Annotated in this window: 25 protein-coding genes and 1 tRNA gene; 11 read left to right on the forward strand and 15 right to left on the reverse strand. The window is 51.3% G+C overall.

Features of this window, described 5'->3' with window-relative positions; all coding sequences use genetic code 11:
• Nucleotides 1-71: 71 nt before the first annotated feature.
• From IE073_RS05515 to IE073_RS05550, 8 genes are all read right to left on the reverse strand, one after another.
• A complete protein-coding gene (locus IE073_RS05515; protein ID WP_189582388.1) occupies nucleotides 72-623 on the reverse strand; it encodes a hypothetical protein in 552 nt (183 codons plus the stop codon).
• Nucleotides 624-707: 84 nt separating this feature from the next.
• Nucleotides 708-1,184, reverse strand: a complete 477-nt coding sequence (gene moaC, locus IE073_RS05520) for a cyclic pyranopterin monophosphate synthase MoaC (protein WP_189582391.1) — start codon at nucleotides 1,182-1,184, stop codon at nucleotides 708-710.
• Nucleotides 1,181-1,708: a molybdenum cofactor biosynthesis protein B gene (gene moaB, locus IE073_RS05525; RefSeq protein ID WP_189582394.1), complete on the reverse strand. Its 528-nt coding sequence runs from the start codon at nucleotides 1,706-1,708 to the stop codon at nucleotides 1,181-1,183. Before moaB ends, moaC begins: the two co-directional genes overlap by 4 nt.
• Complete coding sequence (locus IE073_RS05530) at nucleotides 1,695-2,144, reverse strand: molybdenum cofactor biosynthesis protein MoaE (protein ID WP_189582397.1); 450 nt, start codon at nucleotides 2,142-2,144, stop codon at nucleotides 1,695-1,697. The genes moaB and IE073_RS05530 overlap by 14 nt, the downstream gene beginning before the upstream one ends.
• Nucleotides 2,141-2,386 (reverse strand): MoaD/ThiS family protein, encoded by a 246-nt coding sequence (locus tag IE073_RS05535; RefSeq protein WP_189582400.1) that lies wholly within the window; start codon nucleotides 2,384-2,386, stop codon nucleotides 2,141-2,143. Before IE073_RS05535 ends, IE073_RS05530 begins: the two co-directional genes overlap by 4 nt.
• 3 nt (nucleotides 2,387-2,389) lie before the next feature.
• Nucleotides 2,390-3,397, reverse strand: coding sequence for a GTP 3',8-cyclase MoaA (gene moaA / locus IE073_RS05540; protein ID WP_189582403.1), 1,008 nt, complete (start codon nucleotides 3,395-3,397; stop codon nucleotides 2,390-2,392).
• Entirely contained in the window at nucleotides 3,390-3,989 is a 600-nt protein-coding gene (locus IE073_RS05545) for a nucleotidyltransferase family protein (protein WP_189582405.1), read from the reverse strand. Before IE073_RS05545 ends, moaA begins: the two co-directional genes overlap by 8 nt.
• Nucleotides 3,986-4,825 (reverse strand): XdhC family protein, encoded by an 840-nt coding sequence (locus IE073_RS05550; protein ID WP_189582409.1) that lies wholly within the window; start codon nucleotides 4,823-4,825, stop codon nucleotides 3,986-3,988. Before IE073_RS05550 ends, IE073_RS05545 begins: the two co-directional genes overlap by 4 nt.
• Nucleotides 4,826-4,866: 41 nt before the next feature.
• Here IE073_RS05550 and IE073_RS05555 point away from each other — a divergent pair, with 41 nt between their 5' ends.
• The 4 genes from IE073_RS05555 (at nucleotide 4,867) to IE073_RS05570 (ending at nucleotide 8,956) form a co-directional block, all read left to right on the forward strand.
• Complete coding sequence (locus tag IE073_RS05555; RefSeq protein ID WP_189582412.1) at nucleotides 4,867-6,081, forward strand: molybdopterin molybdotransferase MoeA; 1,215 nt, start codon at nucleotides 4,867-4,869, stop codon at nucleotides 6,079-6,081.
• A complete protein-coding gene (locus tag IE073_RS05560; RefSeq protein WP_189582417.1) occupies nucleotides 6,069-6,848 on the forward strand; it encodes a sulfite exporter TauE/SafE family protein in 780 nt (259 codons plus the stop codon). The genes IE073_RS05555 and IE073_RS05560 overlap by 13 nt, the downstream gene beginning before the upstream one ends.
• Nucleotides 6,849-6,933: 85 nt before the next feature.
• The gene (locus IE073_RS05565; RefSeq protein WP_189582420.1) at nucleotides 6,934-7,938 is read left to right on the forward strand and encodes an SDR family oxidoreductase; all 1,005 of its coding nucleotides are present in this window, start codon (nucleotides 6,934-6,936) and stop codon (nucleotides 7,936-7,938) included.
• Between the two features lie 4 nt (nucleotides 7,939-7,942).
• On the forward strand, nucleotides 7,943-8,956 hold the full coding sequence (locus tag IE073_RS05570) for an LLM class flavin-dependent oxidoreductase (RefSeq protein ID WP_189582423.1): 1,014 nt from the start codon (nucleotides 7,943-7,945) through the stop codon (nucleotides 8,954-8,956).
• A 22-nt stretch (nucleotides 8,957-8,978) separates the two neighbouring features.
• On the opposite strand, the gene IE073_RS05575 is transcribed toward IE073_RS05570, so the two are convergent.
• From IE073_RS05575 to IE073_RS05585, 3 genes are all read right to left on the reverse strand, one after another.
• Nucleotides 8,979-9,602, reverse strand: coding sequence for a bifunctional 4-hydroxy-2-oxoglutarate aldolase/2-dehydro-3-deoxy-phosphogluconate aldolase (locus IE073_RS05575; protein ID WP_189582427.1), 624 nt, complete (start codon nucleotides 9,600-9,602; stop codon nucleotides 8,979-8,981).
• 80 nt (nucleotides 9,603-9,682) lie between these two features.
• Nucleotides 9,683-10,585: a DMT family transporter gene (locus IE073_RS05580; protein ID WP_189582430.1), complete on the reverse strand. Its 903-nt coding sequence runs from the start codon at nucleotides 10,583-10,585 to the stop codon at nucleotides 9,683-9,685.
• A gap of 81 nt (nucleotides 10,586-10,666) precedes the next feature.
• Nucleotides 10,667-10,757 (reverse strand) — tRNA-Ser (locus tag IE073_RS05585).
• A gap of 225 nt (nucleotides 10,758-10,982) precedes the next feature.
• On the opposite strand from IE073_RS05585, the gene IE073_RS05590 reads away from it, so the two are divergent.
• The 6 genes from IE073_RS05590 to IE073_RS05615 are packed head-to-tail and all read left to right on the forward strand — an operon-like array spanning nucleotide 10,983 to nucleotide 17,813.
• On the forward strand, nucleotides 10,983-12,602 hold the full coding sequence (locus IE073_RS05590) for an exopolysaccharide biosynthesis polyprenyl glycosylphosphotransferase (RefSeq protein WP_189582433.1): 1,620 nt from the start codon (nucleotides 10,983-10,985) through the stop codon (nucleotides 12,600-12,602).
• Between the two features lie 5 nt (nucleotides 12,603-12,607).
• On the forward strand, nucleotides 12,608-14,077 hold the full coding sequence (locus IE073_RS05595; RefSeq protein WP_189582436.1) for a lipopolysaccharide biosynthesis protein: 1,470 nt from the start codon (nucleotides 12,608-12,610) through the stop codon (nucleotides 14,075-14,077).
• A complete protein-coding gene (locus IE073_RS05600; RefSeq protein ID WP_189582439.1) occupies nucleotides 14,074-15,003 on the forward strand; it encodes a glycosyltransferase family 2 protein in 930 nt (309 codons plus the stop codon). Before IE073_RS05595 ends, IE073_RS05600 begins: the two co-directional genes overlap by 4 nt.
• Nucleotides 15,000-15,743, forward strand: coding sequence for a polysaccharide deacetylase family protein (locus IE073_RS05605; protein WP_189582442.1), 744 nt, complete (start codon nucleotides 15,000-15,002; stop codon nucleotides 15,741-15,743). Before IE073_RS05600 ends, IE073_RS05605 begins: the two co-directional genes overlap by 4 nt.
• Nucleotides 15,740-16,663 (forward strand): glycosyltransferase family 2 protein, encoded by a 924-nt coding sequence (locus IE073_RS05610; protein WP_189582445.1) that lies wholly within the window; start codon nucleotides 15,740-15,742, stop codon nucleotides 16,661-16,663. The genes IE073_RS05605 and IE073_RS05610 overlap by 4 nt, the downstream gene beginning before the upstream one ends.
• A 4-nt stretch (nucleotides 16,664-16,667) precedes the next feature.
• Complete coding sequence (locus IE073_RS05615; RefSeq protein ID WP_189582448.1) at nucleotides 16,668-17,813, forward strand: acyltransferase family protein; 1,146 nt, start codon at nucleotides 16,668-16,670, stop codon at nucleotides 17,811-17,813.
• Here the strand turns inward: IE073_RS05615 and IE073_RS05620 are convergent.
• A complete protein-coding gene (locus IE073_RS05620) occupies nucleotides 17,800-19,119 on the reverse strand; it encodes an O-antigen ligase family protein (RefSeq protein WP_189582451.1) in 1,320 nt (439 codons plus the stop codon). The two genes, IE073_RS05615 and IE073_RS05620, sit on opposite strands and share 14 nt — an antisense overlap.
• A 63-nt stretch (nucleotides 19,120-19,182) precedes the next feature.
• Nucleotides 19,183-21,246 carry a GumC family protein gene (locus tag IE073_RS05625; RefSeq protein WP_189582453.1) on the reverse strand — a complete coding sequence of 688 codons (2,064 nt, stop codon included), beginning with the start codon at nucleotides 21,244-21,246 and terminating at the stop codon, nucleotides 19,183-19,185.
• Nucleotides 21,247-21,365: 119 nt separating this feature from the next.
• Here IE073_RS05625 and IE073_RS05630 point away from each other — a divergent pair, with 119 nt between their 5' ends.
• Nucleotides 21,366-22,250, forward strand: a complete 885-nt coding sequence (locus IE073_RS05630; RefSeq protein ID WP_189582456.1) for a polysaccharide biosynthesis/export family protein — start codon at nucleotides 21,366-21,368, stop codon at nucleotides 22,248-22,250.
• Between the two features lie 59 nt (nucleotides 22,251-22,309).
• Here IE073_RS05630 and IE073_RS05635 read toward each other — a convergent pair whose 3' ends face one another.
• Both IE073_RS05635 and IE073_RS05640 read right to left on the reverse strand, forming a co-directional pair.
• A complete protein-coding gene (locus tag IE073_RS05635) occupies nucleotides 22,310-22,600 on the reverse strand; it encodes a hypothetical protein (RefSeq protein ID WP_189582459.1) in 291 nt (96 codons plus the stop codon).
• Nucleotides 22,601-22,919: 319 nt separating this feature from the next.
• The gene (locus tag IE073_RS05640) at nucleotides 22,920-23,609 is read right to left on the reverse strand and encodes a nitroreductase (RefSeq protein WP_189582462.1); all 690 of its coding nucleotides are present in this window, start codon (nucleotides 23,607-23,609) and stop codon (nucleotides 22,920-22,922) included.
• Between the last annotated feature and the right edge of the window lie 42 nt (nucleotides 23,610-23,651).

Genomic DNA, 23,651 nt, shown 5'->3' on the forward strand with positions numbered 1-23,651 from the left:
AGTTTTCGGTGTGCGGAGATACTTGAACACATTGCTTACTCAAGAAATCCGAAGCGACAGATCTTTCGAGACTAGATTACGAACCCGATTAGGATGAATGCCACTACCCCAATAACGACAGCTGTGATTGTCTGTCGGCGATAGGGCCTTGCTAACAGGCCGACTAATACACCACCGAAAACAACCAGCAGAAGTAATAAGGCCACCAACTTTTGATAGGTTTTAAATAGGGTTGGCCCGTGTCCCATGTGCAATTCCATCATGGACTTCACAGCGTCAGGCTTCACCCGAGTGGCCGTCAAACCAGCGTCTGTCTGCTTGAATTCCAAATAAGTACGCGAGGTAGGACGCAACTGAATAAGCGTTCCGCGATTTCGTACATATTGAAAATCATGATCGATCTTAGCATCAGCCAAAAGTTGGCGGACATCACCTTCCAATGTGGCGCTTGAGAAATCGAGAGTCGAGTTTGCTGGCAGCGGAACGCGTTCCGTCGCAACCTGCCCCTTAATATTCATCAAATATAAGCCGCCCGAAATCGCATGAAGCGCAAAAGCGGGAGCCATCAATCCGGCCGCCCATAAATGAGCCAGCACCAGGTATTTTCGTAATTTAGGTGACATAGTTTTACCTCAATTTTAATTGTTAATGCCAATCATTTGCATAAAGGTCAAGATGACTGTCCAGCGCGAAACCTACGAGATTTTTTAAGGGGCTCGCCACGCACCGCTTTTACCGCCATCTTTTTCCAAGAGACGTATGCCTTCAATCACCATCAATTTGTCACTCGCCTTCAACATATCATAAATCGTCAAACATGCGACAGACACAGCGGTCAACGCCTCCATTTCCACCCCGGTGACACCCATTGTTTTCGTTTCCGCACTTACCCGTAATCCAGGAAGCGTAGGCTCCAATTCAATTGTTATCTTTACCTTAGAAAGCGGCAGTGGGTGGCACAATGGGATGAGATCCGACGTTCGTTTAGCGCCCATTATTCCCGCTAGTTCGGCGACATTCTCAACGCTGCCTTTTGGGTTTTCACCCGATTGAAGAAGTTCAAATGTTTGGTCTGACATGTGCACATGCCCGACCGCCAAAGCGCGCCGAGCTGTCGTCGCCTTATTCGAAACGTCGACCATCGCTGCACGGCCATCATCACCAATATGGGTCAGTGCGGTCATTCGGAAAGCCTCGGTATTAAATCTACAAGGGAACATGGGCGGTAGCGACTATCTAAGGCATCGCGAATGATGTGATCCCAAGTTTCAGTCACAGCCCCAGTTGAGCCTGGTAAGCAAAAGACAAATGTTGTCCCTATGAGCCCTGCACAGGCGCGTGATTGCATCGTAGAGAGACCAACACTCTCGAAACTCATGCGGTGAAACAAGGCGGAGAACCCCTCTAAAGTCTTATCAAATAGAGGTGCAATTGCCTCGATCGTCACGTCTCTGCCTGTCAGGCCCGTTCCACCCGTCGTCACAACAACGTCAATTTTTGGCTGGCTGACCCACCGCAGAACGGTGTCTGAAATCGCCGAGATGTCATCCCGCACAATCGCCTGCATCGAGAGGGTGTGCCCGGCTTCTACAATGCGATCCACTAAGACCTGTCCACTACGGTCATCCTCAGAAGTCCGTGTATCGGATATCGTAAGCACCGCGATACCGAGGCTTCTAAACATCAGGGTGTCGTCAACTCCGGGCATCGTCCCACCTTTTCAGACCAACCTTATCCTGCTCACGAGGTTCAATCCATACGCGCTTACCAGCCTTGTTTTCTTGCTTCCAAAAGGGCGCCTCTGATTTCAGCTTATCCATAAGAAAGTCGCAGGCCTCAAAGGCATCCCGACGATGAGCCGAGGCCGTCGCGACGAATACAATCGGTTCACCGACTACCATCTCCCCCACCCGATGAAGTATCGTGCAGGCTTGTAACCCCCATCGCTTTCGGGCTTCCGCAACGAAGGTTTCGATCTGAGCCTCCGTAAATCCAGCATAATGACTGAGAATGAGCGCTTCTGTCGCTCCGTCGTCTCGAACACGGCCTGTGAAGGAAACGACAGCCCCGGCGTCAGAGGCGGCCGTTTGAAACGCTGCCAATTCGGCCGCCGGATCAAACCTTATGTCGGAAACGCGTATCATCCGCCTGATAATGCCGACATGTAAGCAATCTCGTCGCCATTCCCGACCGCAGCCTCATTCATCGAAACCATCATATTGACGGATATCCGGGTATCTGGAAGCGCAGCAATCGCCGCGAAACCCTCGACAGTCTCAGATAAGTACGCTGTCAAAGTGGCTTTATCTGTCACAGACGGAGGAAGCTCGACCTCTATGCGTTCCGCGAGATCCGAAAATCGGCCAAAAAATAAGATCACAGCCATTACCTACCCGCCTGTCATCGACATATGGCGCGGGACAGCGGGTCTTTGACCCGGCGCGTCGATCAAAAAATCGTGGGATTTTGGTTTTCGAGCAATGGCCTCATCAAGGGCCGCATGGATATCGCCGCCACCGCGTAAGACGGCGCGCAAGTCTGCATCATCGCTCTGCCCCAGACAGAGAAACAATCGGCCCGTGCAAGTTAATCGAACCCGATTACAGCCTCCGCAAAAGTTATTGGACATTGGCGTAATGAAGCCCAATCGCCCCCCCGTCTCTTCGACACGCCAATAGTCTGACGGACCGCCCGTTCGGTAACTATCGCGAGATAGGGTCCAGTTTTTTGCAAGGTTTTTTTGGACGTCCGATAACGGGGTATATTGATCAAACCTGTCTTCTTCGATTTCACCCATCGGCATGGCCTCAATGAGGGTCACTTCAATATCTCGACGGTGAGCCCACTCGATTATGGAGGGCAGCTGCTCTAGGTTCTCATGCTTTAAGACAACGACGTTGAGTTTAATCTTTAACCCGTGAGATTGCGCCGCTGCGATACCATCCAGAACTTGTTGCAATCGACCGCCTCGGGTGATCCGCGAAAATGATATAGGGTCTAGCGTATCCAATGAAATGTTGATGCGGCGGACGCCAACTTTGACAAGGGCTTCGGCGTATTTCTCCAACTGCGTACCATTAGTCGTAAGCGTCAACTCGTCCAGCCCATCACCCAAATGACGTGATATACGGTGCATGATATCAATGGTGTTTCGACGGACAAGCGGCTCTCCACCCGTGATACGAATCTTGCGAACGCCTCGTGCGATGAAGGCACTTGCAACTGTGTCTAATTCGACCGCATCTAACAAATCTGATTTGGGCAGAAACGTCATATTTTCAGCCATGCAATACGTACAGCGCAGGTCACATCGGTCTGTCACGGACAGACGTAAATATGTGATCGCCCGACCAAATGGATCAATTAGAGGAGCGGAGGGATTCAGCGTCTTAGTCATGCAAGTCCGTCCCTTCTAATTTTCGCGCTGCTAGAATATTCCGCACCCTATCCAAATCTTCAAGCGTGTCCACGTCGAGAGCGGAATCTGCACTAATGGGAACAGTTAGCGGCTGTAGCATATCGAAAATTTCACGCGCGCCAATTGGGGATTGCTGAGCTAAAATCTTGTCTATCACGGTTGCTCCTAAATAGACTGGCGGCATACGCACACTTTCAAATTCGCTTACAACCATCTGTTTTTTATTGTTTTTAGTTATCAGGTTTACAAAGTTTACAGATTGAACCAATGGCATATCGCCCAGAGCAATTACACTATTTTTCCATCCCGCGTCGCGCGCCATTCGAAGCCCTAACCTTAAAGAATGCCCTTGCCCTTTAGCGGGGTTATTATTTTCCACCCAAGTGAAACTCCCCTCTTTTTGAATCGGTGAGACGACATAAACTTGGCCAAAATGAATGCTCTCAACGGTCTTGATGACCGTTTCTAAAACCGTATTTTCGCCAAGCCTAGCGCTTAATTTGTCGGCTTCGCCAAACCTTTCAGAGACGCCACTTGCGAGAATGATGCAGGCTATGTCTGATGGCTTCACAGCACGCCCTCGACTGGCGCGGCTTGAATGATTTCAGCCAAGATAGATACGGCGAGACAACGCGCATCACGCTGCGCTGGAACCAAACCTATGGGGCCTCGGATGCGATCAATTTCAACATTAGGGACACCGAGTTCCGAAAGCCTGTCGCGACGCGCTGCGTGAGTTTTGGCGCTCCCCATCGCCCCGATATAAAAAGCGGGACTAGCCAAAGCTTCTCTCAAAATTTCAGGTTCCCAATCATGATCATGGAAAAGCAATACCACCGCGGTCCATGGATCGTCGACGGATGAAGTTCCTGCAGACGGGTCAATCAGATGCTGAGCGTCAGGATGTATATTAGCATCTGGAGACTGCAAACAAACTTCAAATCCAGCAGCCGTCGCCAACTCTGCAAGCGCTATAAAGGCAGCTCCTCTCCCCGCGATACGAATACAAAGCGTCGGCACCAGGCGAACCGACATATCGTTTATTATTAAATTTGCAGCGCGCCGCGCCTGCAGGTCGGTTAGTGCACTTAACACCGCCTTTCGATCTGGCCTTTGAACCAACTCAACATGGATCGAGCCTCCACACGGTAAAATAATATCACGGAATGGAGATCCTGTACCGTAGACGAGCGACCCCGACTGACCTGCTCTTGCCCGAGTGATGATATCGGCGTCGACACACCCATTGGATATATAACCCGCGACGTCATGGGCCGTCACGGCCATCATTGCACCTGAAGAACGCAAAGTTCCGCCTGTAACCTGCGTGACAATTACAAGTGCAGCATCAGAATTTGACGCGCAAAACTGCAAAACGCGATAGGGATGGTCATAGGTTTGTTTCACGAGATCAAACCTATTCAGACCTGCCGTTAAGGCAATGCTTTATGCGACGGCGTCTGCAGGCTACAGACTTTAAAATGATTTCCGTTTCTGATGCCCTCTTGCTGATAGATCAGCACCGACCCGATTTTGGGGCAGAGACGGTATCGGTAAATGACGCGTTTGGCCGTGTGACGGCAAAGGATATTTTCGCCGGTTTGGACATGCCGCCTTTTAAAAGTTCAAGCATGGACGGTTATGCTGTCCAAGCCTGTAAACTTGGCGAGACCTTAAGACTGATCGGCGAGGCGTCAGCAGGAATCCCCTTTGGTTCTGATGTGGAAGCGGGCGAAGCGGTGAAAATCTCTACTGGCGCCATCGCACCAAATGGGACAGATCGAATTTTACGTAAAGAACAGGCTGTTCTGAAGGATAGTTGGGTAACTGTACGACGCGCCCCGCGAGCTGATGCGTTCATTCGACCTCGCGCGTCTGACTTTCCGAAAGGAAAGCTCTTGGTTTCCAAGGGCGAAAGGCTAAATCCCGCGCATCTGACACTCTGTGCGGCCGCCAATCACGCGACCGTTGATGTGAAGCGCAAACCCAAGGTAGCTCTGATGAGCTCGGGCAATGAATTACGCGCATTGGGGTCTGATATTTTACATGGGGAAATTTTTTCAGCTAACGCCGTTGGCTTGAAGGCTGCACTAGAAGCTTGGGGCGCAGATGTAACAGATCTAGGGATTGTTCGCGATGATGAGGCTGAAATTCGGGAAAAACTGAAACAACTTCAAGGGTTTGATATCGTTATCCCGATTGGCGGAGCCTCCGTTGGCGATCACGACCTTTTACGTCCCGCCTTCCGCGCGGCGGGGTATGACAGTCTTTTTGAAAGTGTCGCGATGAAACCGGGCAAGCCATGCTGGATGATGCGGAAGGCTTCACAAATTATACTGGGGCTTCCCGGAAACCCCGCTTCAACATTCGTCGGCGCCCACGTTTTCTTACGTCCACTTTTGGGTCTACCCAATGTGTTCACGACAGTAGTTTTAGCGGAAGCGTTAGATGAGAATGGACCTCGCGAGACCTATCTCAGGGCGACTATATCCAATAGGGACGGCGTGATGATGGCGGCTCCCTATCCAGTGCAGGACAGTTATCGCCTTCTTCCCCAAGCGACTTCGAACAGCCTTCTGCGGATCCCTGCCATGGGCGGGCCCTATAAGGTAGGTCAAAAAATCCAAGCCTTGAACCTTCACGGCCGAGGATGCTTCTGGTGAAGCTCGCCTTCCTCACGTTGCTTTTCGGCCTTACCGCGCTTCTGTATGCCAGCGTCGGTTTCGGCGGCGGCTCGACCTATACCGCGCTCTTGGTCGCCAGCGGCGCAGACTATCGCATCGTGCCTTTGGTCGCCCTGACTTGTAATATCCTCGTGGTATCGGGCAACGCCCTGCGATACGCAAAACAAGGGTTTATCCGCTGGCAGAAACTCTGGCCCCTCGTCGTATTGTCTATACCCGCCGCATGGATCGGTGGACGCCTCAACATTTCTGAAACTACATTCATCGGTCTATTGTGGGTCGCGCTACTTTTGGCGGGCGCGCGATTGTTGTTTTCAAAAATAAATTTTGAAGACACCTTCGATGCAGATCACGCGATTCCAATTTGGCAAAGCGCGGTCATTGGAGCAGCAATTGGTTTTTATTCTGGGCTAGTCGGCATCGGCGGCGGTATATTTTTAGCCCCTGTTCTTTATTTTAAACGTTGGGGAAATGCGAAAACCATTGCAGCCACCTGCAGTGTTTTCATTTTAGTCAACTCGATTTCGGGCTTTGCGGGTCAGTTCACAAAACTCGCGTCTTCTGAACATTTAGGCGCGGCCCTATCCTATTGGCCCGTGCTGCCGGCAGTTTTGATCGGCGGGTTCATCGGCAATCGGTTTGGCGTTTTCAAACTCTCGCAGTCTGTCGTAAAAAAACTCACGGCTATGCTTATTCTTGTCGTCGCTCTGAGGCTTTTGCTAAAGTGGATTCAGCTAATCACCTAAAACATGGCATGGACGTACATCACGATTTCGTATGCGGACACTAGCAAGAACCCTGATATAAGCGCGTCAGCACAAGGAGATAGACATGCCAAACGAAACAAACCTCAACAGACGTCATCTGATGATCGGCGCAGGTGTTTTGGCCGCAACCTATGCCGCAACCCCGTCTCTGGCGGCAGATGACACCAGCGAAACACCTCTCGATCTGACAGGCACGTCCATTCTAATCACAGGCACTTCGTCGGGATTTGGCCGATTAGGCGCTGAGCATTATGCACGTTTAGGCGCGAAAGTCTTCGCGACCATGCGCAATCTCCCTCGACCTGAAGCGACAGAACTCAAAGAGCTCGCCAATGCCGAAGGTCTGGATATCACGGTCATTGAAATTGACGTGACGCAAGACCGGCAAGTAAAATCGGGTGTGAAAAAGGCGCTGAAGGCCGCTGGCGGAAAGCTAGATGTTTTGATCAATAATGCGGGCATGGCCTTATCCGGTCCTATCGAAGCGCAAGACATGCAAGCAACTCAGCTTATCTTCGATACAAATGTTTTCGGCCCACAACGCATGATGCGCGCCGTTTTACCCGCCATGCGCGCAGCGGGAGGTGGTCAGATTTTCAATGTGACCTCTCAACTCGGTCGCGTCATCATTCCTGGGTTTGGTCAATATTCTCCGACAAAATTTGCGCTTGAAGCCATGAGCGAACAGCTCGCTTATGAGGTTCAACCTCATGGCATCGAAGTGACCATCATCCAACCGGGTGGATACCCGACGAAAATTTGGGAAAACCAAGCCAAGCCCACAGCGGCACTCAAATCACGGCTATCAGACGACATGCTGGCCGCTTACCCGCAGTTCACAGCGGGTATGGGTAAAGTTGGGAGTGGTGGCGGAGAGTCCGATCCGATGGATATTCCGCGCGCGATCGCCCGAACCATTGCCATGCCTAAAGGCTCACGACCACTTCGCGTGGCCTTACATCCCGTTGCGCGTCCGCAAGAAATGATCAACAAAGTCTCGGCACAAACGCAAATCGCCGTCCTCGGTAAGTCGCCATATGGCCCAAGCATAAAAGCGGTGCTGGATTAAAAGAGTGAGCATTCCATTTTCCATTCTCGATCTGGCGCAAGTCTTAGAAGGTCAAACGGCTGCGGAAAGTTTTGCGGGTAGTGTCAAGCTTGCCCAAAAGGCCGAGGCGCTCGCCTATAATCGCGTTTGGTATGCGGAACATCATAACATCCCGGGTGTCGCTAGTTCTGCGACATCGGTTCTAATCGCGCATATTGCGGCGCATACGAAAAAAATCCGTCTTGGCTCTGGCGGTGTCATGTTGCCCAACCACGCGCCACTGCTTATTGCAGAGCAATTCGGAACCTTGGCCACTCTCCACCCTGGACGCATCGATCTTGGACTAGGCCGAGCGCCTGGGGGCGACATCGGCGTTATTCGAGCAATGCGAAAAGACTATGAGCAAGCCGCAAATAGCTTCCCGAAAGATGTGGAAGAACTCATCCATTTTCTTTCGACGCCCGAACACGGCCAAGCTTTGGGCGTGCGTGCTATACCTGGTGAAGGGACAGAGGTTCCTGTTTGGATACTCGGTTCTAGCCTGTTCGGTGCGCAATTAGCGGCGAAGTTAGGGCTCCCCTACGCCTTTGCGTCGCATTTTGCGCCAAGCCATTTACTGCAAGCCGCAGCTATCTACCGTCGAGATTTCAAGCCATCGCGCCATCTAGACAAGCCCTACTTCATGATGGCCTGTAATGTCTTTGCCGCCGACACCGAGGAAGAAGCACAATTCCATTTCTCGACTCTCATCCAGGCCTTTGTCGGCATTTTAACGAACCGGCGCGGCCTGACAAAACGCCCTGTCGAAGGTTATCAAGTTCCTGCCCACGTCGCGGCACAGGTCGATATGATGTTGCAAATCAGTGCGGTCGGAACAGCGGATACTGTCGCGGAAAAACTTTCGTTCTTCTGCGAACATGTAAGACCGGACGAGATCATAATCGCCAAAAACTTTTATGATCAGGACGCCCGACTGCGGTCCTTAGAAGTAACGATGGACGCGAAGGAACGACTTCAGTCGTTAAAGCTCGCGTCCTAAACTCACTAAAAGTTGGTAAAAGTTATTTGGCTGAGGCGATTTGAACCGCTTCAGCGGCTTTTTTCTCAACAGATGCCCAATCCCGGTTCTTGATGTCGTCCATCGTCGCGATCCATGTTCCACCGACAGCATAGACATTGGGAAGGTCGAGATAAGAACGCATGTTCGATGTCCGTACGCCGCCTGTCGGCATGAACATGACCTTCGGCATAGGGGCTTGGATAGATTTCAAAAGCTGTGCGCCGCCAACCGCTTCTGCGGGAAAAAGCTTCACCTTTTGAAATCCGGCCTCATAGGCGCTTAGTGCTTCCGAGGGAGATGCGGTGCCTGGCAAGGCCAATAGGTTTGTTTTTTGCAACGCTGTTTTCAGGTTAGGCGATAATCCAGGTGATACTAAAAAGTCCGCTCCGGCGTCCTCAGAGGCTAAAACGTCATCCGGTAATAAGATTGTCCCAACGCCCAGGATCATCTTAGGGCAATGCTTCTTAATCTCTTTGATGGCCGCAATCGCTTTTTCTGTACGAAGGGTAACTTCAATCGCATTGATCCCGCCGCGATTAAGCGCGTGGCACAGCTCTACAGCATTATCGGGGTCTTCAATTGCCACGACAGGGATTACAGGGCATTGGTTCAACAGATCAGACATGTGGGCTCCTTCAAGTCAGAAGCGCCCTAAGCTATTTTGTCACAGGCAACAATATCTGCATTGGATTTTATCCGACAGGTTTACGAGCCCCCGCTTCCGATTTTCTCACCCATGCTGGCCTCCGGCATTGTCCTATTCGGTCGAAGCGCGATCACCAACACGCCGCCCAGCGACACCACTGCCCCCAAGATAAGTTGCGGCGTAATTGCGTCGTTCAACAGGACAATACTTAGAACGACGCCCCAAATCGGAGTCATGAGCGTTAAGGGTGAAAGCAACGAGATATCATATTTCTTGATGAGGTGGTAAAAGGCGCCATGGCCAAAGATCGACACGCCAACGACGGCAAATGCGGTCGCAACCCAGACAAGCCACCCGCCCGCGACATAGGTCGTCCACTGCCCCTGCTCTAAAAAGGCAGAAACGACAAAGAGCGGGGCGAATGAGAATAGAGCAATCCAAACCTGCATTTGCATCGCCGAAACTGGTTTCATTCTCTTCATCAAGATACCACCAACAGAGCCAATAAAGGCCGCACCCGCTATGTACAGGAGCCCGAATGAGACGGTGAAGCTCGCAGGGTCAACAGCTATGAGCAAAACTCCCGCGAAGGCGAGCATGATCCCGATTCCGCGACGCCAGCCAATCGTTTCACCTAGAAAGGCCATACTCATTAAGGTCGAGAACGGCACAGCCAATTGGCTAACGACTGAGGCGGCTGAGGCTTCTGCATTCGCAAGACCCACAAAGAGCAACGCAAAATGCCCGGCTCCAATGAAAAAGGATATTAAGAACAAGGTTTTAATATCTTCTGGAATGGGGCGTAAAAACGGGATCAACAAAACTGCAACACCCAAAAATCTTATCGCGGCAAAGAATATGGGCGGAACAGCCGCATCGAACACGACCCAGCGCGTGATGACAATATTGAGCCCCCACACGAAACATACCGTGAATAGCAATGAAAAGTCTTTGATTCCCATAGTGGGCTTCTAACCTAGTTTTCCGCCCTCAAGTGGGGAATTTTGAATGTAATATATTGGTCGGTATGCGCCAGAAGGTAGTGGCGGAGACGAAGGGATTCGAACCCTCGATGGGCTTATGACCCATACTCCCTTAGCAGGGGAGCGCCTTCGACCACTCGGCCACGTCTCCGTCGGCGGGACTAGCGATTCCTCTCCGCGCCCGCAAGCCCTAATCAAGCCCAATACAGTTCATCGCAGTGTTTCTTTTTTGTTAACCATAACACCCGCCAATATGGGTCACGAAAGGACACTCCCGGTCCCTCGGCTTAAGAGATGCATCACTGATAAATATCCATGTCGTTTACGGGATATTTGCATCGTCAGGGTACAACTCTGAAAAAAACAGGTGAGTGGAATGCCAATACAGAACAAAAAGAGCGCGGCCTTGCTGTCTCGTTCGGAAGATGTGACGCCTAAACATAGCTCTGTTCGGCGCGGTGACGAAAAGCGAGGGTCCTCGGATTCCCGTTTGGAAGCTTTTGCCAATAAAATTCGCCCTGAACCCGCGAAAAAGCCGATGATTGATCGACGTCGTAAACGCCTGACAACGGCGGACGTATCGGTGCCCAAGCAACAGATAAATATGAACGCCGTTCGCTTTGGACTTCGCGGTTTAGATATAATGCTCGTCTGCGCAATTATCGCGATCGGAATTTGGAACGGCTATATTGGCGTTAATGATCGCGGTATTGCGGCACCTGTTGCTGCCTCCGTCCTCGGGTCTATTATTTTCATCGTCGCATTATTTGTGTCCAACGCCTACCGTTTCAATGCCGCGACAACGTTATCATCCCACTTAAAGACTGTGGCTATTGCCAGTTTCGCCGCCTTAGGGGTTTGGTTGACAATTGCTTTGATTGTGCGCCCAGAAACTTTCCTGCCCGATGCTTTGGCAAAAGCTGGGCTGGGCGCTATCGCCCTGCTCACCGTTCTCCACGGCTTTTACCACACCCAAATTCGACGTTTACACTCTCGCGGCGCTTTAGCTCCGACAATTGTCATGTTGGGCGCCACAGAAAGCGCACGTCGAATCATCGAGGAAAACGCCAAATCGAAAGAATTGAATATCCTCGGCATTTTTGATGACCGGATGGCGCGTGCCCCGCATAATATTCACGGTGTGCCCGTCGTCGGCACGGTTGACGATCTATTGGCCTGGGATGCCTTGCCCTATGTCAATCGCATCGTCGTGACTTTGCCGTCTATGGCAAACAAGCGGAAAGAAGATTTCGTCAATCGCGTGCGCCTTCTGCCTAACCGGATTGCTTTTGTTGTCGACGAATTTGAAACTTTGAACCATGTTCAGCAACGCGTTTCCGAGATCGCAGAAATCAGCCTGCGCGATGTTACGGGTAACCCAAAGTCAGGTCGACACACAGCGGTTAAACGTCTACTAGATATTGGAATATCATCAGTCGCGCTGATTTTGGGCGCACCCGTTTTGGCTCTGATCGCGCTGTTAATCCGTCTTGATAGTCCCGGACCTGCATTATTCAAACAGCCGCGACACGGTTTCAACAACCGCGTCTTCGACGTGTATAAATTCAGATCTATGCGAAATGATAAAGCGGATTTGAAGGCTGAGCAGCAAACAACTGTCGGTGATGCGCGGGTTACGAAAATCGGGCGCTTTATTCGCAAAACGTCCTTGGATGAATTGCCGCAGCTTCTGAACGTTTTGAAAGGTGAGATGTCACTTGTGGGACCGCGTCCGCATGCCGTTGGAATGAAAACCGAAGGCAAAGCCAGTATCGAGCTCGTTGCCGAATATGCGCATCGTCATAAGGTCAAACCCGGAATGACGGGCTGGGCTCAGATCAATGGGTCTCGCGGTCCATTGCATACAGCCGATGACGTCGCGGAACGCGTTCGATTAGATGTCGAGTATATTGAACAGTCAAACGTGCTTTGGGACATTCTCATCATGCTTAAAACTCTCCCCGTCCTGTTGGGCGACCGAAGCAACGCGCGTTAAATTTAATGCTAGGTCGCTCCATACTCGCCTACTTGCCGGTCAATCTGGCAAACGTTCTAACGGCGTTCGGGACGATTGTGATCCTGACTCGCCTGCTCGAACCAACAGAGTTTGGCATTTACGCGATTGCGATGATCACGATGCAATTCGTGCACATGGCCTTGTTCACGTGGATGGAGGCGGCCATGGCCCGCTTTCAAGCCCGCGCAGAACGTGAAAATGACGTCGCGTCGCATCTGGTAACGCTCTACCGTCTGGGGGCTTTTATTGGCGCATTCGGATTTGTCGCTATCATGCTTACTTTGGCGCTCAGTCCCTTAAGTCATGACCTTGTCTTTGTTCTGACATTCGCCTTAGGTTCGACCTGTCTTCAAGTTTTATTCAATCTTGGGATGGAGGCCCACAAGGCCGCCCATCGGATAAAACGATACTCTCTTGCCTATTCAACACAAACATTGATCAGTTTTTCTCTGGGCATTCTGTTCATTCTGGTCACCCCATTGCGCGCATCTGCGCCCTTTATTGGCGTGATCTGCGGCCTGATCATCGTCGGTGGCATCGACTTACTCTTCATGTGGCGAAACATGAAAGGCGGGCAGTTCCAACGTGAAAAGGTGAAGACATATTTCATATATGGTGCTCCACTTTGTCTTGGCTTGCTCATGTCATATGCTTTGAATTCAGCGGACGTGTATATCATTTCCGCCATTATGGGCACGGCGTCAGCGGGTGAGTATAATGCGGGTTATAATCTCGCTAACCGCAGCCTTGAGATTCTATTCGTTTGGGTCTCCATGGCCGTGACGCCCGTCGCAATTACCGTGATGGAGCAACAGGGCACAGCAGGCTCCCGCGACGTATTGAAATCATATGGGGCGACATTGTTATGGATCACCGTCCCCGCAGCGACAGGTATCGCCCTCGTGTCGAAAGACGCTGGCTTTATATTGGGTGAAGGGGTGCGCGATGGCGCAATCTCAGTCATGCCATGGATTGCAATCGCCGGCCTGATCAATGGTTTCATGACCTATTACGTCCACCGCGCCTTTATGCTGTCTGGCCAAACGCAGAAATATGTCTGGGCGCTTGTTTTGCCTGTCATCTTAAACATTGCGCTCAATTTAATCCTTATCCCGACGCATGGGTTAATGGGCGCGGTTTGGGCGACCATTTCGTCCTATGTCCTTGCAATTGTTATTGCGACTATTTTGGCACGCCGCGATTATCCTCTTCCCCTGCCGATCCGTGCGGCGCTTGAAATTGGGGTATGTAGCCTTGCTATGGCGAGCGCGGTTTCCCTGTTACCTTTGGAGGCCATGAATCCTGGCTTCATTACGCTTTCGATCAAGGCCATGGTCGGCATTATTGTCTATCTGCTTTCTTGTTGGCTCATTAATGCTGCCGACTGCAGGAGCTTTATTCGAGGTTTGCGTCAACGACTGATCAAGTCGCCTCTTCCGGAGCCGGCGGAATGACAATTCTTAACATAATCAGTACAAGCTATAACGCGACGCGCCCCACCCTCTCGGTGCTCATCCCGTTTTTCAAAGACGATGCGTCCGCTTTGTTGCGCGCATTGGATCAGGAGACGACAACGCATCCGGTAGAAATCTTGATTTATGACGATGGGACAGGAGATGCGGAACTAACCGACGCTATGTCGGCCGTCGTCAATGACTGCCAAGGCGCAGCCCGTTTGATCACGAATTCAGAAAACCAAGGGCGATCAGCCGCGCGAAACGCACTCTGTGACAACGCACGGGCGGATTGGGTCTTGTTTTTAGATGCCGATATGCTGCCTGCTAAATCTGAATTTTTGCAATCCTATTTGACGCTCATGAATACGGCAGATGCAGACGTTATTTTCGGGGGATTTCAAGTTGAACCGAAAGCTGAAAACCCTGACCGCGATATTCACCGGGCGCTTTCTGAAGTCTCCGACTGCCTCAGTCTTGCGCAGAGACAAGCCGCAGGGCCGCAATATGTGGCCTCCTCAAACCTATGCGTCCGCCGAAATGTCTTAGCCCAACAACCTTTTGATGGAGGTTTTTCTGGATGGGGATGGGAAGACAGTGAATGGGCGGCACGCGTCTCCAAACATTTCAAGCTGGTCCACGCAGACAACCCCGCTATTCACTTGGGGCTTGAAACAACAGATACGATGCTGCGTCGCTTTGCAACATCTGGAGCCAATTATCGTCGGTTTATTGACGCACACCCTGACCTCGCCCCCCAATTGTCACTTTATAAAATTTCAAAAAAATTGGGGCGCCTTCCCGGGCAGTCGCTGATGCGTCCAGTCTTGAAACTTTGCGTGAAAATTCGTGTCTTGCCGATGCGGTTACGCTTACTTGCGCTGAAGCTGTGGCGCGCTTCGCATTACGCGGAGGCTTTATCATGAAATCCCTGCGCAATTTGTTGAGCCGCCGTATGGCTCGGTTTGTTGAGAAGGCCGTTTTGCCGCCACCTCATCAATCGATCGTAACGTTCAGTTTTGACGACTGTCCCCGATCGGCCATCCAAACGGCTCTGCCCATGTTGGAAGCAGAAGACTGGCGTGCAACTATCTACGTGGCATGTGGGCTCTGCGACACAACAAACCATTTAGGTTTGCATATGAGTTTGGAAGACGTGGTCGCCGTTCATTCCAGCGGCCATGAAATTGCAGATCATACGTATTCTCATCTCAACACAATAGATGTCAGCCTAAAGACCTTTCTGGCGGATATAAAAAAGAACCAGAAAACGCTGAAAAATTTGGGTCTGCCGCCAAGCCGCCATTTCGCTTACCCTTTCGGAGAAGTTTCGCCCGCATTAAAACAGGCCTTACGCACGCGTTTCGCGACTCTACGCGGCGTTATTTCACCGAATAACCCGTCTCAAGACGCCAATCTTTTAAATGCGATGCGGCTTTATTCGGATGATACGATTGAAGCTGCTATCGCGCAGATTTCTGAACTAACGGAAACGCCGCAATGGCTGCATCTCTTCACCCATGACGTGCGAGACATGCCCAGCCAGTACGGATGTACACCAGAAAATTTCGCGCGGGTTGTTTCCGCCGTTAAGGCAAGCGGCGCTTTGGTTCTGACCGTTGATCAGGCATTTCAAAAACTGCAACAGCGGGAGACTATCTCATGAGCTGGCAAGACAACGTTATTTCGATCGTTATTCCGACCTATAAACGACCTGCGGCGCTCAAACGCTTGCTCACGAGTATAGACGGATCCCAAGTTGATGGATTCGACTTGGAAATTGTCATCGCCGATAACGACCCCTTGGCCAGCGCAAATGATGTAATCGTCGCATTTATGGAGACCTCGGTCTCAAAAATCATTCATCTGCATGTACCCGAGCCCGGCGTTTCCAATGCCCGAAATGGAGCCTTAGAGGCCGCGAACGGCCGATATATCTTGTTCATCGACGACGACATGGAAGCAGACCGCGATTGGGCGAAAATCTTGTTTACGGGCGCACAAAAATTCGATGCGACGCTCGCCTTCGGCCCCGCATTTGCAGTCATGCCCGAAGCAGGAAACGCCCTCTTTGACTATATGCAGCCCCTGTTTTGTCGTGTTCGCGATTATGAAACAGGATTGATCAACGAAGGTATCGCCACGGGAAATTGCTACTTGGACCGCGGCAAAGAAACGTTGCCTGAGCCAGTATTTGACCCGACCCTAAACACGAGCGGTGGAGAAGATGACGCCTTATTTAATCATCTGATGCAACAAGGCGCTAAGGTCGCGTGGATCGAAGATGCCATCACTTTTGAACATGTGCCTGCCCAACGCGCAACGCTGAGCTATGTGTGGCGTCGGAATTTTGCATGGGGTCAAGGCCCAACGAAACATGCGGCCGAGAAGGGGTTCAAAGGCGTACCAGAGGTGTTCAAATGGATGGCTGTTGGCGTTGTTCAGACAGGCATTTACTTCACGCTTTGGACCATTTCCAAACTTATGAGCCGTCCTAAATCTGTCCAACATTTTGGCCGCTTGGCGCAAGGTGTTGGGAAGGTGTTTTGGGCGCAGCGCCTGTCCCCGAAGCTCTACGGGGTTTAAAAAAATGACCACGGAAACATCGGAAAGCCCAGCGCCTTCCCTCAACCACGGTGCATTAACGCCATCGGCTGGCTATGGATATATCCCAGCATTGGACGGGCTTCGCGCCCTTGCCGTTGGTATCGTCATAATCGCGCATATGGGATTGAGTCATATCGTTCCTGGCGGCTTTGGGGTTACCGCATTCTTCTTCATTTCAGGGTTTTTAATTACGCGTCTTTTATTGGCTGAAGCCAAGCTAAAAGGACGGATTGATCTCAAGGCTTTTTATCTTCGACGGTTTGTGCGGCTCTACCCCGCCCTATTGTTTATGCTGTTCGGAAGTACGTTGATCTTTCGTCTTTTGGACGCCGGTGGACCGAGCTGGCTCGAGTTCTTTTCAGGTGTGTTCTATACGTCCAACCTATTTCAGGTCGGGGTCGATGCAGGTGTCGTTGATGCGAATATGGCGTGGCGTCCCCTATGGTCCCTGGCCGTTGAGGAGCATTTCTATCTTATTTTCCCGCTGACACTCGTCTTGGCGGGCGCTTTCTCGCGGCGTTTGCTGCTTATCCTTTTGGCCGTTCTGATCCTCGTGCCAATTTGGCGGGCCTTGGTGCCAATCGTGCTGCCGAATGTACCCGCGGAAACATACACCTATATGATGACGGACGCGCGCATTGACAGTATTGTCTGGGGGTGCCTGTTATCCTGCCTCTTGGATCGAGAATACTGGCAGGTTTTTCTGTCTAAATTTGTGGGCTGGGTGCCGTTGATAGGGGCCGCGCTGGCCATCGGCCTGACCTTCGTCCTGCGGGATGAAACCTTCCGCATGACAATTCGCTATTCCATTCAAGGCGCCGCACTCTTTGTGTTGATGCTAAATCTCTATTACTTCCAAAAGATCAGGTTTGCGCTCGGATTGTTGGAATGGAAGCCATTAGCTTGGCTCGGCGTATTGTCTTACGCGCTTTATCTTTGGCATTTCCCAGTTGCGGATTTGACGCATAAATTTGTTGAACCTATTTGGCTGCAAATTCCGATCATATTGGGCGCGACACTTCTGCTGTCGTGTATCTCATTCTATCTTGTAGAAACGCCGTTTTTGGCTTTGCGTAAGCGTCTGGGCTCTCATGGAAAGCCCGAGAAAAGGGCAACTAGCCTCGCTTAATTCCCATGCGCGCGACAAAGGGTGTCGAACCCGGCCGCCAATAAGGCTTTTCTCGTGCCCACAATTTCGAAGCTGTCGCAACGAAAAGAAACCAAGACAGGTCATTCTGCTGAAGGATCGTCGACTCTGAGAGCGAGAATGTGATGAAAAAGAACATGGACAACACGACCCAGTAAGTCTCGACCCCGCCATGTTTAATGCGGGACAATGCCATCATGACCGTAATGATGAGCAAGATACTAAATAAGAAAATAATGACAAAGCCCGCCGACAACCACGCGTCAAACCATCCATTATGCGCAGTCGGAACAGACCATTCCAAAATTTCTCTGATCTGGTAGCTCGGCCCCAAGGGGTCTAACCAATAGACGCCATAGCCATATCCTAGCCAGAATTTTTGGCTCACAGCTTCCATCAATAGGGCCCAAATATCCGTTCGCCCCGTTAAGCTTGGATCTTTCCCGATAAGGCCCAACGCCCACGCAGGGTCAATCAGCAGGACAGATACGATAACCGTCACAATCGCCAAAAATCCGAACATCACGATGATGCGCAAAAATGGAAAACGTCGGAAAATGCGAAGCGCAACGAAAAACCCGAAGCAAGCAACACTTGCGAGCAAAGACGTTTTAGACGTTGAAAGCAACACCAGCCCAAAACAAAGAACGCCCACGGGAATCCACAACCACGCCCGTTTCGGCCGCATCGCAAATGCGCAAAGGGCAACCGCAAAACATTTGGTCATTATGCCGCCAAGTTGGTTTTTTTCGACCCAAGGACCGCGCCATGCCCCGGGGTGAATTTCCTGCATAATACCGCGCATCGGATTGAGGCCGACAAGTAAAATTGTGATGATGCAGAGCAGCAACGCACAGAACGCGATGTGCTGGACCATTTCATTCCAGTCGTACCGCGCCGCAAATGCCAGACCTGCAAAGGTCGTCATGGTAAGTGCAATTGCCCGTCGCAGACTGACGCCCGGGTCGATTGACCACAAGATGCTGAGCCCGCACCAGAGAACGCAAATAATAATAAGGGGGTTAAATGACGCCAGTCGAATAATATGTGGGAGGCGAAAAACGCCTAGAAACAAAACTAGCGCATAGGTGAAAAACCAAAGGCTTCGCGCAAAGGGGCTTTCCCCTGCATCCAACGCCGCAGCATCCGCAAAGGTCAATCCAATCACGGCCCCAGAATAGAAAGTCAGAATCAAAACCCAAAGAACGGATTCTAGCAATCGGCCTGCTTGCGCAATCGCGAAATTGCGCTGCCGTAACTGTGTCTGTGTAAAATCGGTGACGACCATAATGTGAGATGGCGTTATTCGATTAAGAACGCGTTAACCCTGTTTTTCAATGGACAAAACCTATCACCCCAGAGGAGAGATCGGCCGCCCGTATTCATCATATTGCGTCGCGCCTTCGATTGACCCGGCTTGGACATCTCCGTTCAAATATGGGTTACTTGAGATATCCAATGCGGCATTTGACTGAAAGGCCATTGGCGGATGATCTAAATCGGCCTGCCCCACAGTGGGTTGCGTCGCCAAAGGATGACCTGCCGTCGGCTGCTGGTTAAGAGGGGCCGCAGAATGTTGCATAGAATGCACCTCACCCGACGAATCAAACTGAACGTAAGCCGACGGATCATAACCTGTTGCGGGTGAGTACCCGTGAACGGCTGTGGAAGATGCCTGCGCAGTATATTGTCCCGCAGGATAGCCGCTTTGCGCAACGGATGGATATGCATCCGGCGAAACGCCATAATTCTCAGCTGGGAGCGGTGTTGCCGCAGATTGATCATAGGGATTGTCGTAAGCTGGCGCGATGGGTTCATATGTCGGAATTGGCTCAGGGATCGGATCGAACTCTGGCGCCATAACGGGAATATCTTGCTCCTGCATCGGCATATGATTGGATCGACGGGAAGCTCCCGCCTCCACATATAGGCGAGGATCAAGGAAGACACGGATGAGAGCGAAGAATCCCAGAACGATACCAAAGCCTAAGGTCCCAAGTGCCCACATCACCAAACGGGTGTTACGGCCTTTGTTCGCATACTCGGCGCGGGAAATAACGATGACATTCTCGGCCTGAGTTTCGGCTTGTGCGGCATCAATCAACGCTTCTTGTTCTTTTGCGTTATAGGACGTGAGACGTGTATTAAGCGTTTCACGTTCGCGCAAAAGGTTTTGATATTCTGGCGTTAAAGACGTCAGCTTGCGAATTTTGCTATCGGCTGAATTTAGCTGTCCTTGCAACGCGAATTCGCGTTCACGCAAGGAATCAGCCGTTGCCGCCAATGTATTGCGCTGTGTCGCCAAAGCTTGGTGTTCAGGGTTGGGGCCTACGCGACGTCCGCCAGAGGCTTTACCGCCGTAAGAGCTTTGAAGGGCGCGCAACTCGTTCAATTCAGTTTGCTTTTGGCGCACTGGATCGGAGGTAGGCAGATATTTCGCCATTAATTGACGTAATTCCAGCTCAGCTTGCGAGATACGTTGCGCGGTCCGGTCGTCCACATACAGGTCAATTGTCGGCGATGTGGCGCGCATCCGATCTTCGACTTGGGCCAGCGCCGCTTCCGTTTCCGCGACTGAAGCCCGCGTCGTGTTCAAGCTCGCCTTCAGATCTTCTGTCCGCTTGCGCAAACCTGTCTGCTCGGATTCAAAATCAGCGACGTTATTTCGGGCTAAGAAGCGGGCTATCGCGCGTTCATTTGCGTTAAGCTGCGCCTCTGTGGCCTCGCGCCGCTCTGTGATCAGTTCGCTGGAGCCTTCTACAAAAACCTGACGACGAAACGATAGATATTCGTCAATGAAGGCGTTGGTTGTTTGCACCGCAACATCGGGGTCTTCATGTTTGAACACCACATCGATAATAGACGATTTCGGCCGCGGCATTACAACATAGCTCTCCTCTACCGATCTACGGAGTTCCATAACGGCATCCTGACGGGCGCGTTCTGATCCTGCGTTGCGGATTTTGGCGAAGGCTTCTTTATTGAAACGATCTTGCGATTGTCGGTCCGGCGTCATCTGACCTAAAACGCTTTCGATTACGGTCCCATTCTTCATCAATGCAGCTTCGGTCAGCGTGATGGTATCGATGGTCGTCATCAGCCCATTGCCATTGGCCGCACCGCCGACGGGATTATAGACATATTCTTCGCCAAGCTGGACCATAATGCGACCATCACCCGTGTAGACCCGTTTTAGATCTTTGGTGAGATAAAATGCGAGCGCACAGCCTAATAGACCCAGAGGAATGAGCCAGATCAACTGACGAGCCATGGATTTAAACATCTCGCTCAGGCGGATGTTAGGTACGCCATTGGCGTAGTCGCCAACGGTCAAGTCCCCCACACGAGGATCAACATGCCCACCACCTTGGCTGGCACTAACTGGTTCAAAATTTTTACGACCACGTCTGGCCATGTGCGAATCCCCTAAAAATCGGTTCGCGTTAACCATGTCATCCTAAATTTTAAGAATTCCTTATCCATTCTTGTTAACACTTGAAAAAAGTCACTTTGCCCCGAAAAAGGCTGTGTTAAATGCACAATATCAAAAAAACCGCCCTATTGGCTGCCTCTTGCGCGGCTCTGGCGATGCTTAGCGCACCTGCGGAGGCACAGTCCCGTTATGGTCAAACACCTGTGGCAACCCCACAACAGCCTCCAAATGGCGTTTTGGTCGACCGTTATGGACGTCCTTTGCAGGTTGGACCGAAGAAATATAAAAATATTTGGCACAAATTACGCGGTCAGAAACACATTTCTTACCAACAACGACCGCCCGCAGGGATGTTCCAGCAGTGGGTCGAGTATGAGCCTGAATATTCGTTGGTGCCAGGTGATCAGGTCGAAGTTGCCGTTGCATCCGCGCCAGAATTATCGCGCACCCTAACAGTTGGGCCCGATGGTCGGCTAGTCATGCCTATGGCAAAACCGATCATGGCCGCAGGGCGCACATTTCAGCAAGTGCAAGCGCTTCTCATGCAGGAGCTTGGCACCCAGCTTCGCGATCCACGTCTTACGGTTATCCCCCGGGCCTATGCCCCCGAACAAATTTACGTCGGCGGCCAAGTCGGACAGCCAGGCACATATACGATCCCTGGGCGAATCGGCGCCTTAGAAGGTATTTTGATGGCGGGGGGCCTTCGCCCGACAGCCAAGTCTCGCGAGATCGCGATTTTACGGCGCGCCCCAAATGGCGGCATGATGATGCGGAGCGTCAATATTCGCGGCGGGATGCTCAACATCCGAGAATATAACGATAATATCCAGCTGCGCCGTGGCGATATCATCTATGTTCCACAAAATACGCTCGGGGAAGTCGGGACATTTATGGACGGTTTCAGACGCGCCCTGCCCGTCGATTTCAACTTATCGTATCAGTTCGGCAGCAATGCCGGCGGAACAACTGTCGTCTCGCCCTAAACCACGAGGGGTCTTTTCAGACCCGTCGTCGATTTAAATGGGTCGTTTAAGCAGGTCGTTTAAGCGGCCAGCAATTTTCGGTTTTCAGCCAACCAACCCCGTGCGGCGCGTTGAGCGAGCGTAAGGTCCATGGCGGACATTTCCATCTTCAACTCTTCGCGATAAGATTTCGCAGGCTGGCTACCCATCATTGCAGCTAGGCTGAACCATTTATGCGCTTCGACGAAGTTCGGGCCACGATCTTCCATGTCCGTCGAGTAAATCAGTCCCAAGCGAAACATATCATCTGCGCCAGCAGCGGTTACAATTGCGTTTTCCGCTTCGCGGACTTCCATTTCAGTAAAGGCCATTACGGTCTCCTCCCATTTTCATTCACCTTACCCTTCGGGCCATTCCCGGGGTTGCCTTGGCTTGGACGCGTTGGGCGCGCCTCTCTTCGGCATGAGCCAATTTGGTCAGTTCAAGATAAATATAGAGTTAAAGAAAAACGTGGTTAAAACACCTTTACTTGAGTTAAACTTGATCAATACAAGTTAATTTAGAAGTTTAACTTGGTAAAAATCAAATTAAAACGAAGTCTAGACAAACAAAAGGCGCGAACCCCATTTGAGATTCACGCCGAAGTAACACCTGAGCTCGCGAAATTTATTTCACGAAAAAACGAGAAATTTAGCCATAAAATTTAGCGACCTCATCCAAAGACGCGCGATCAGCATAGAGATTATTGACGTTGGCAGAGGCGTCGCCAAAGCCAATCGCCATGCCAACCATGACTTCCTCCTCCTCTGGAATGTCCAAATATTTGTGACAGACTGATGTCCAGTTCCGCCACCAGCCTTGCGGGGCAGTATGCAGGCCTGCTTCCCGCGCGAGGAGCATCAAAGATTGGATGAAAATGCCGATATCCATATGTTGCGGCGCGCCAAGGCGCTTGTCGCCCGTAATGATGATGCCAACAGGGGCTTCAAAAAACTTAGCGTTTTGCGCGAACCAAACCAAACGCCCCATTTTATTTTCACGTGGAATGCCGAGTTTGGCGTACATATCCTCGCCAAGCTTATACCGCCAAGAGCGCTGCGGCTCCCAAAGGGGTTGCGGATAGGCGGGATGCGTCGGCTCTTCGGTTTTACCCGCCAATGTGATCTCGACAGCGTCCTTCTTGAAGTTGGCCAACGTTTCACCCGTCATCACGTGGATTTTCCATGGCTGTAGATTGCCGCCAGACGGACTGCGTAACGCTTTGGTCAACAATCCTTGCAACACATCTTCTGGGACGGGTGTGTCGAGGAACTGTCGGCATGTGATCCGCGTGTCCAACGCATCTGATACAGACGCGCTCTTATCGGTATTTAGGCTCATTGATTTATCCCTCTACTCTTTGACCAGATCAAAAAGACATAA

The organism is Litorimonas cladophorae, assembly GCF_014652455.1.
In the GTDB taxonomy this organism is placed as follows: Bacteria; Pseudomonadota; Alphaproteobacteria; order Caulobacterales; family Maricaulaceae; genus Litorimonas; species Litorimonas cladophorae.

What these genes read in the sequence shown, in the direction of transcription:
- IE073_RS05515 (WP_189582388.1), bottom strand. Translation starts at nt 623, where the DNA reads ATGTCACCTAAATTACGAAAATACCTGGTGCTGGCTCATTTATGGGCG.
- moaC (WP_189582391.1), bottom strand. Translation starts at nt 1,184, where the DNA reads ATGACCGCACTGACCCATATTGGTGATGATGGCCGTGCAGCGATGGTC.
- moaB (WP_189582394.1), bottom strand. Translation starts at nt 1,708, where the DNA reads ATGCCCGGAGTTGACGACACCCTGATGTTTAGAAGCCTCGGTATCGCG.
- IE073_RS05530 (WP_189582397.1), bottom strand. Translation starts at nt 2,144, where the DNA reads ATGATACGCGTTTCCGACATAAGGTTTGATCCGGCGGCCGAATTGGCA.
- IE073_RS05535 (WP_189582400.1), bottom strand. Translation starts at nt 2,386, where the DNA reads ATGGCTGTGATCTTATTTTTTGGCCGATTTTCGGATCTCGCGGAACGC.
- moaA (WP_189582403.1), bottom strand. Translation starts at nt 3,397, where the DNA reads ATGACTAAGACGCTGAATCCCTCCGCTCCTCTAATTGATCCATTTGGT.
- IE073_RS05555 (WP_189582412.1), top strand. Translation starts at nt 4,867, where the DNA reads ATGCGACGGCGTCTGCAGGCTACAGACTTTAAAATGATTTCCGTTTCT.
- IE073_RS05560 (WP_189582417.1), top strand. Translation starts at nt 6,069, where the DNA reads ATGCTTCTGGTGAAGCTCGCCTTCCTCACGTTGCTTTTCGGCCTTACC.
- IE073_RS05565 (WP_189582420.1), top strand. Translation starts at nt 6,934, where the DNA reads ATGCCAAACGAAACAAACCTCAACAGACGTCATCTGATGATCGGCGCA.
- IE073_RS05575 (WP_189582427.1), bottom strand. Translation starts at nt 9,602, where the DNA reads ATGTCTGATCTGTTGAACCAATGCCCTGTAATCCCTGTCGTGGCAATT.
- IE073_RS05580 (WP_189582430.1), bottom strand. Translation starts at nt 10,585, where the DNA reads ATGGGAATCAAAGACTTTTCATTGCTATTCACGGTATGTTTCGTGTGG.
- IE073_RS05590 (WP_189582433.1), top strand. Translation starts at nt 10,983, where the DNA reads ATGCCAATACAGAACAAAAAGAGCGCGGCCTTGCTGTCTCGTTCGGAA.
- IE073_RS05595 (WP_189582436.1), top strand. Translation starts at nt 12,608, where the DNA reads ATGCTAGGTCGCTCCATACTCGCCTACTTGCCGGTCAATCTGGCAAAC.
- IE073_RS05600 (WP_189582439.1), top strand. Translation starts at nt 14,074, where the DNA reads ATGACAATTCTTAACATAATCAGTACAAGCTATAACGCGACGCGCCCC.
- IE073_RS05605 (WP_189582442.1), top strand. Translation starts at nt 15,000, where the DNA reads ATGAAATCCCTGCGCAATTTGTTGAGCCGCCGTATGGCTCGGTTTGTT.
- IE073_RS05610 (WP_189582445.1), top strand. Translation starts at nt 15,740, where the DNA reads ATGAGCTGGCAAGACAACGTTATTTCGATCGTTATTCCGACCTATAAA.
- IE073_RS05615 (WP_189582448.1), top strand. Translation starts at nt 16,668, where the DNA reads ATGACCACGGAAACATCGGAAAGCCCAGCGCCTTCCCTCAACCACGGT.
- IE073_RS05620 (WP_189582451.1), bottom strand. Translation starts at nt 19,119, where the DNA reads ATGGTCGTCACCGATTTTACACAGACACAGTTACGGCAGCGCAATTTC.
- IE073_RS05625 (WP_189582453.1), bottom strand. Translation starts at nt 21,246, where the DNA reads ATGGCCAGACGTGGTCGTAAAAATTTTGAACCAGTTAGTGCCAGCCAA.
- IE073_RS05630 (WP_189582456.1), top strand. Translation starts at nt 21,366, where the DNA reads ATGCACAATATCAAAAAAACCGCCCTATTGGCTGCCTCTTGCGCGGCT.
- IE073_RS05635 (WP_189582459.1), bottom strand. Translation starts at nt 22,600, where the DNA reads ATGGCCTTTACTGAAATGGAAGTCCGCGAAGCGGAAAACGCAATTGTA.
- IE073_RS05640 (WP_189582462.1), bottom strand. Translation starts at nt 23,609, where the DNA reads ATGAGCCTAAATACCGATAAGAGCGCGTCTGTATCAGATGCGTTGGAC.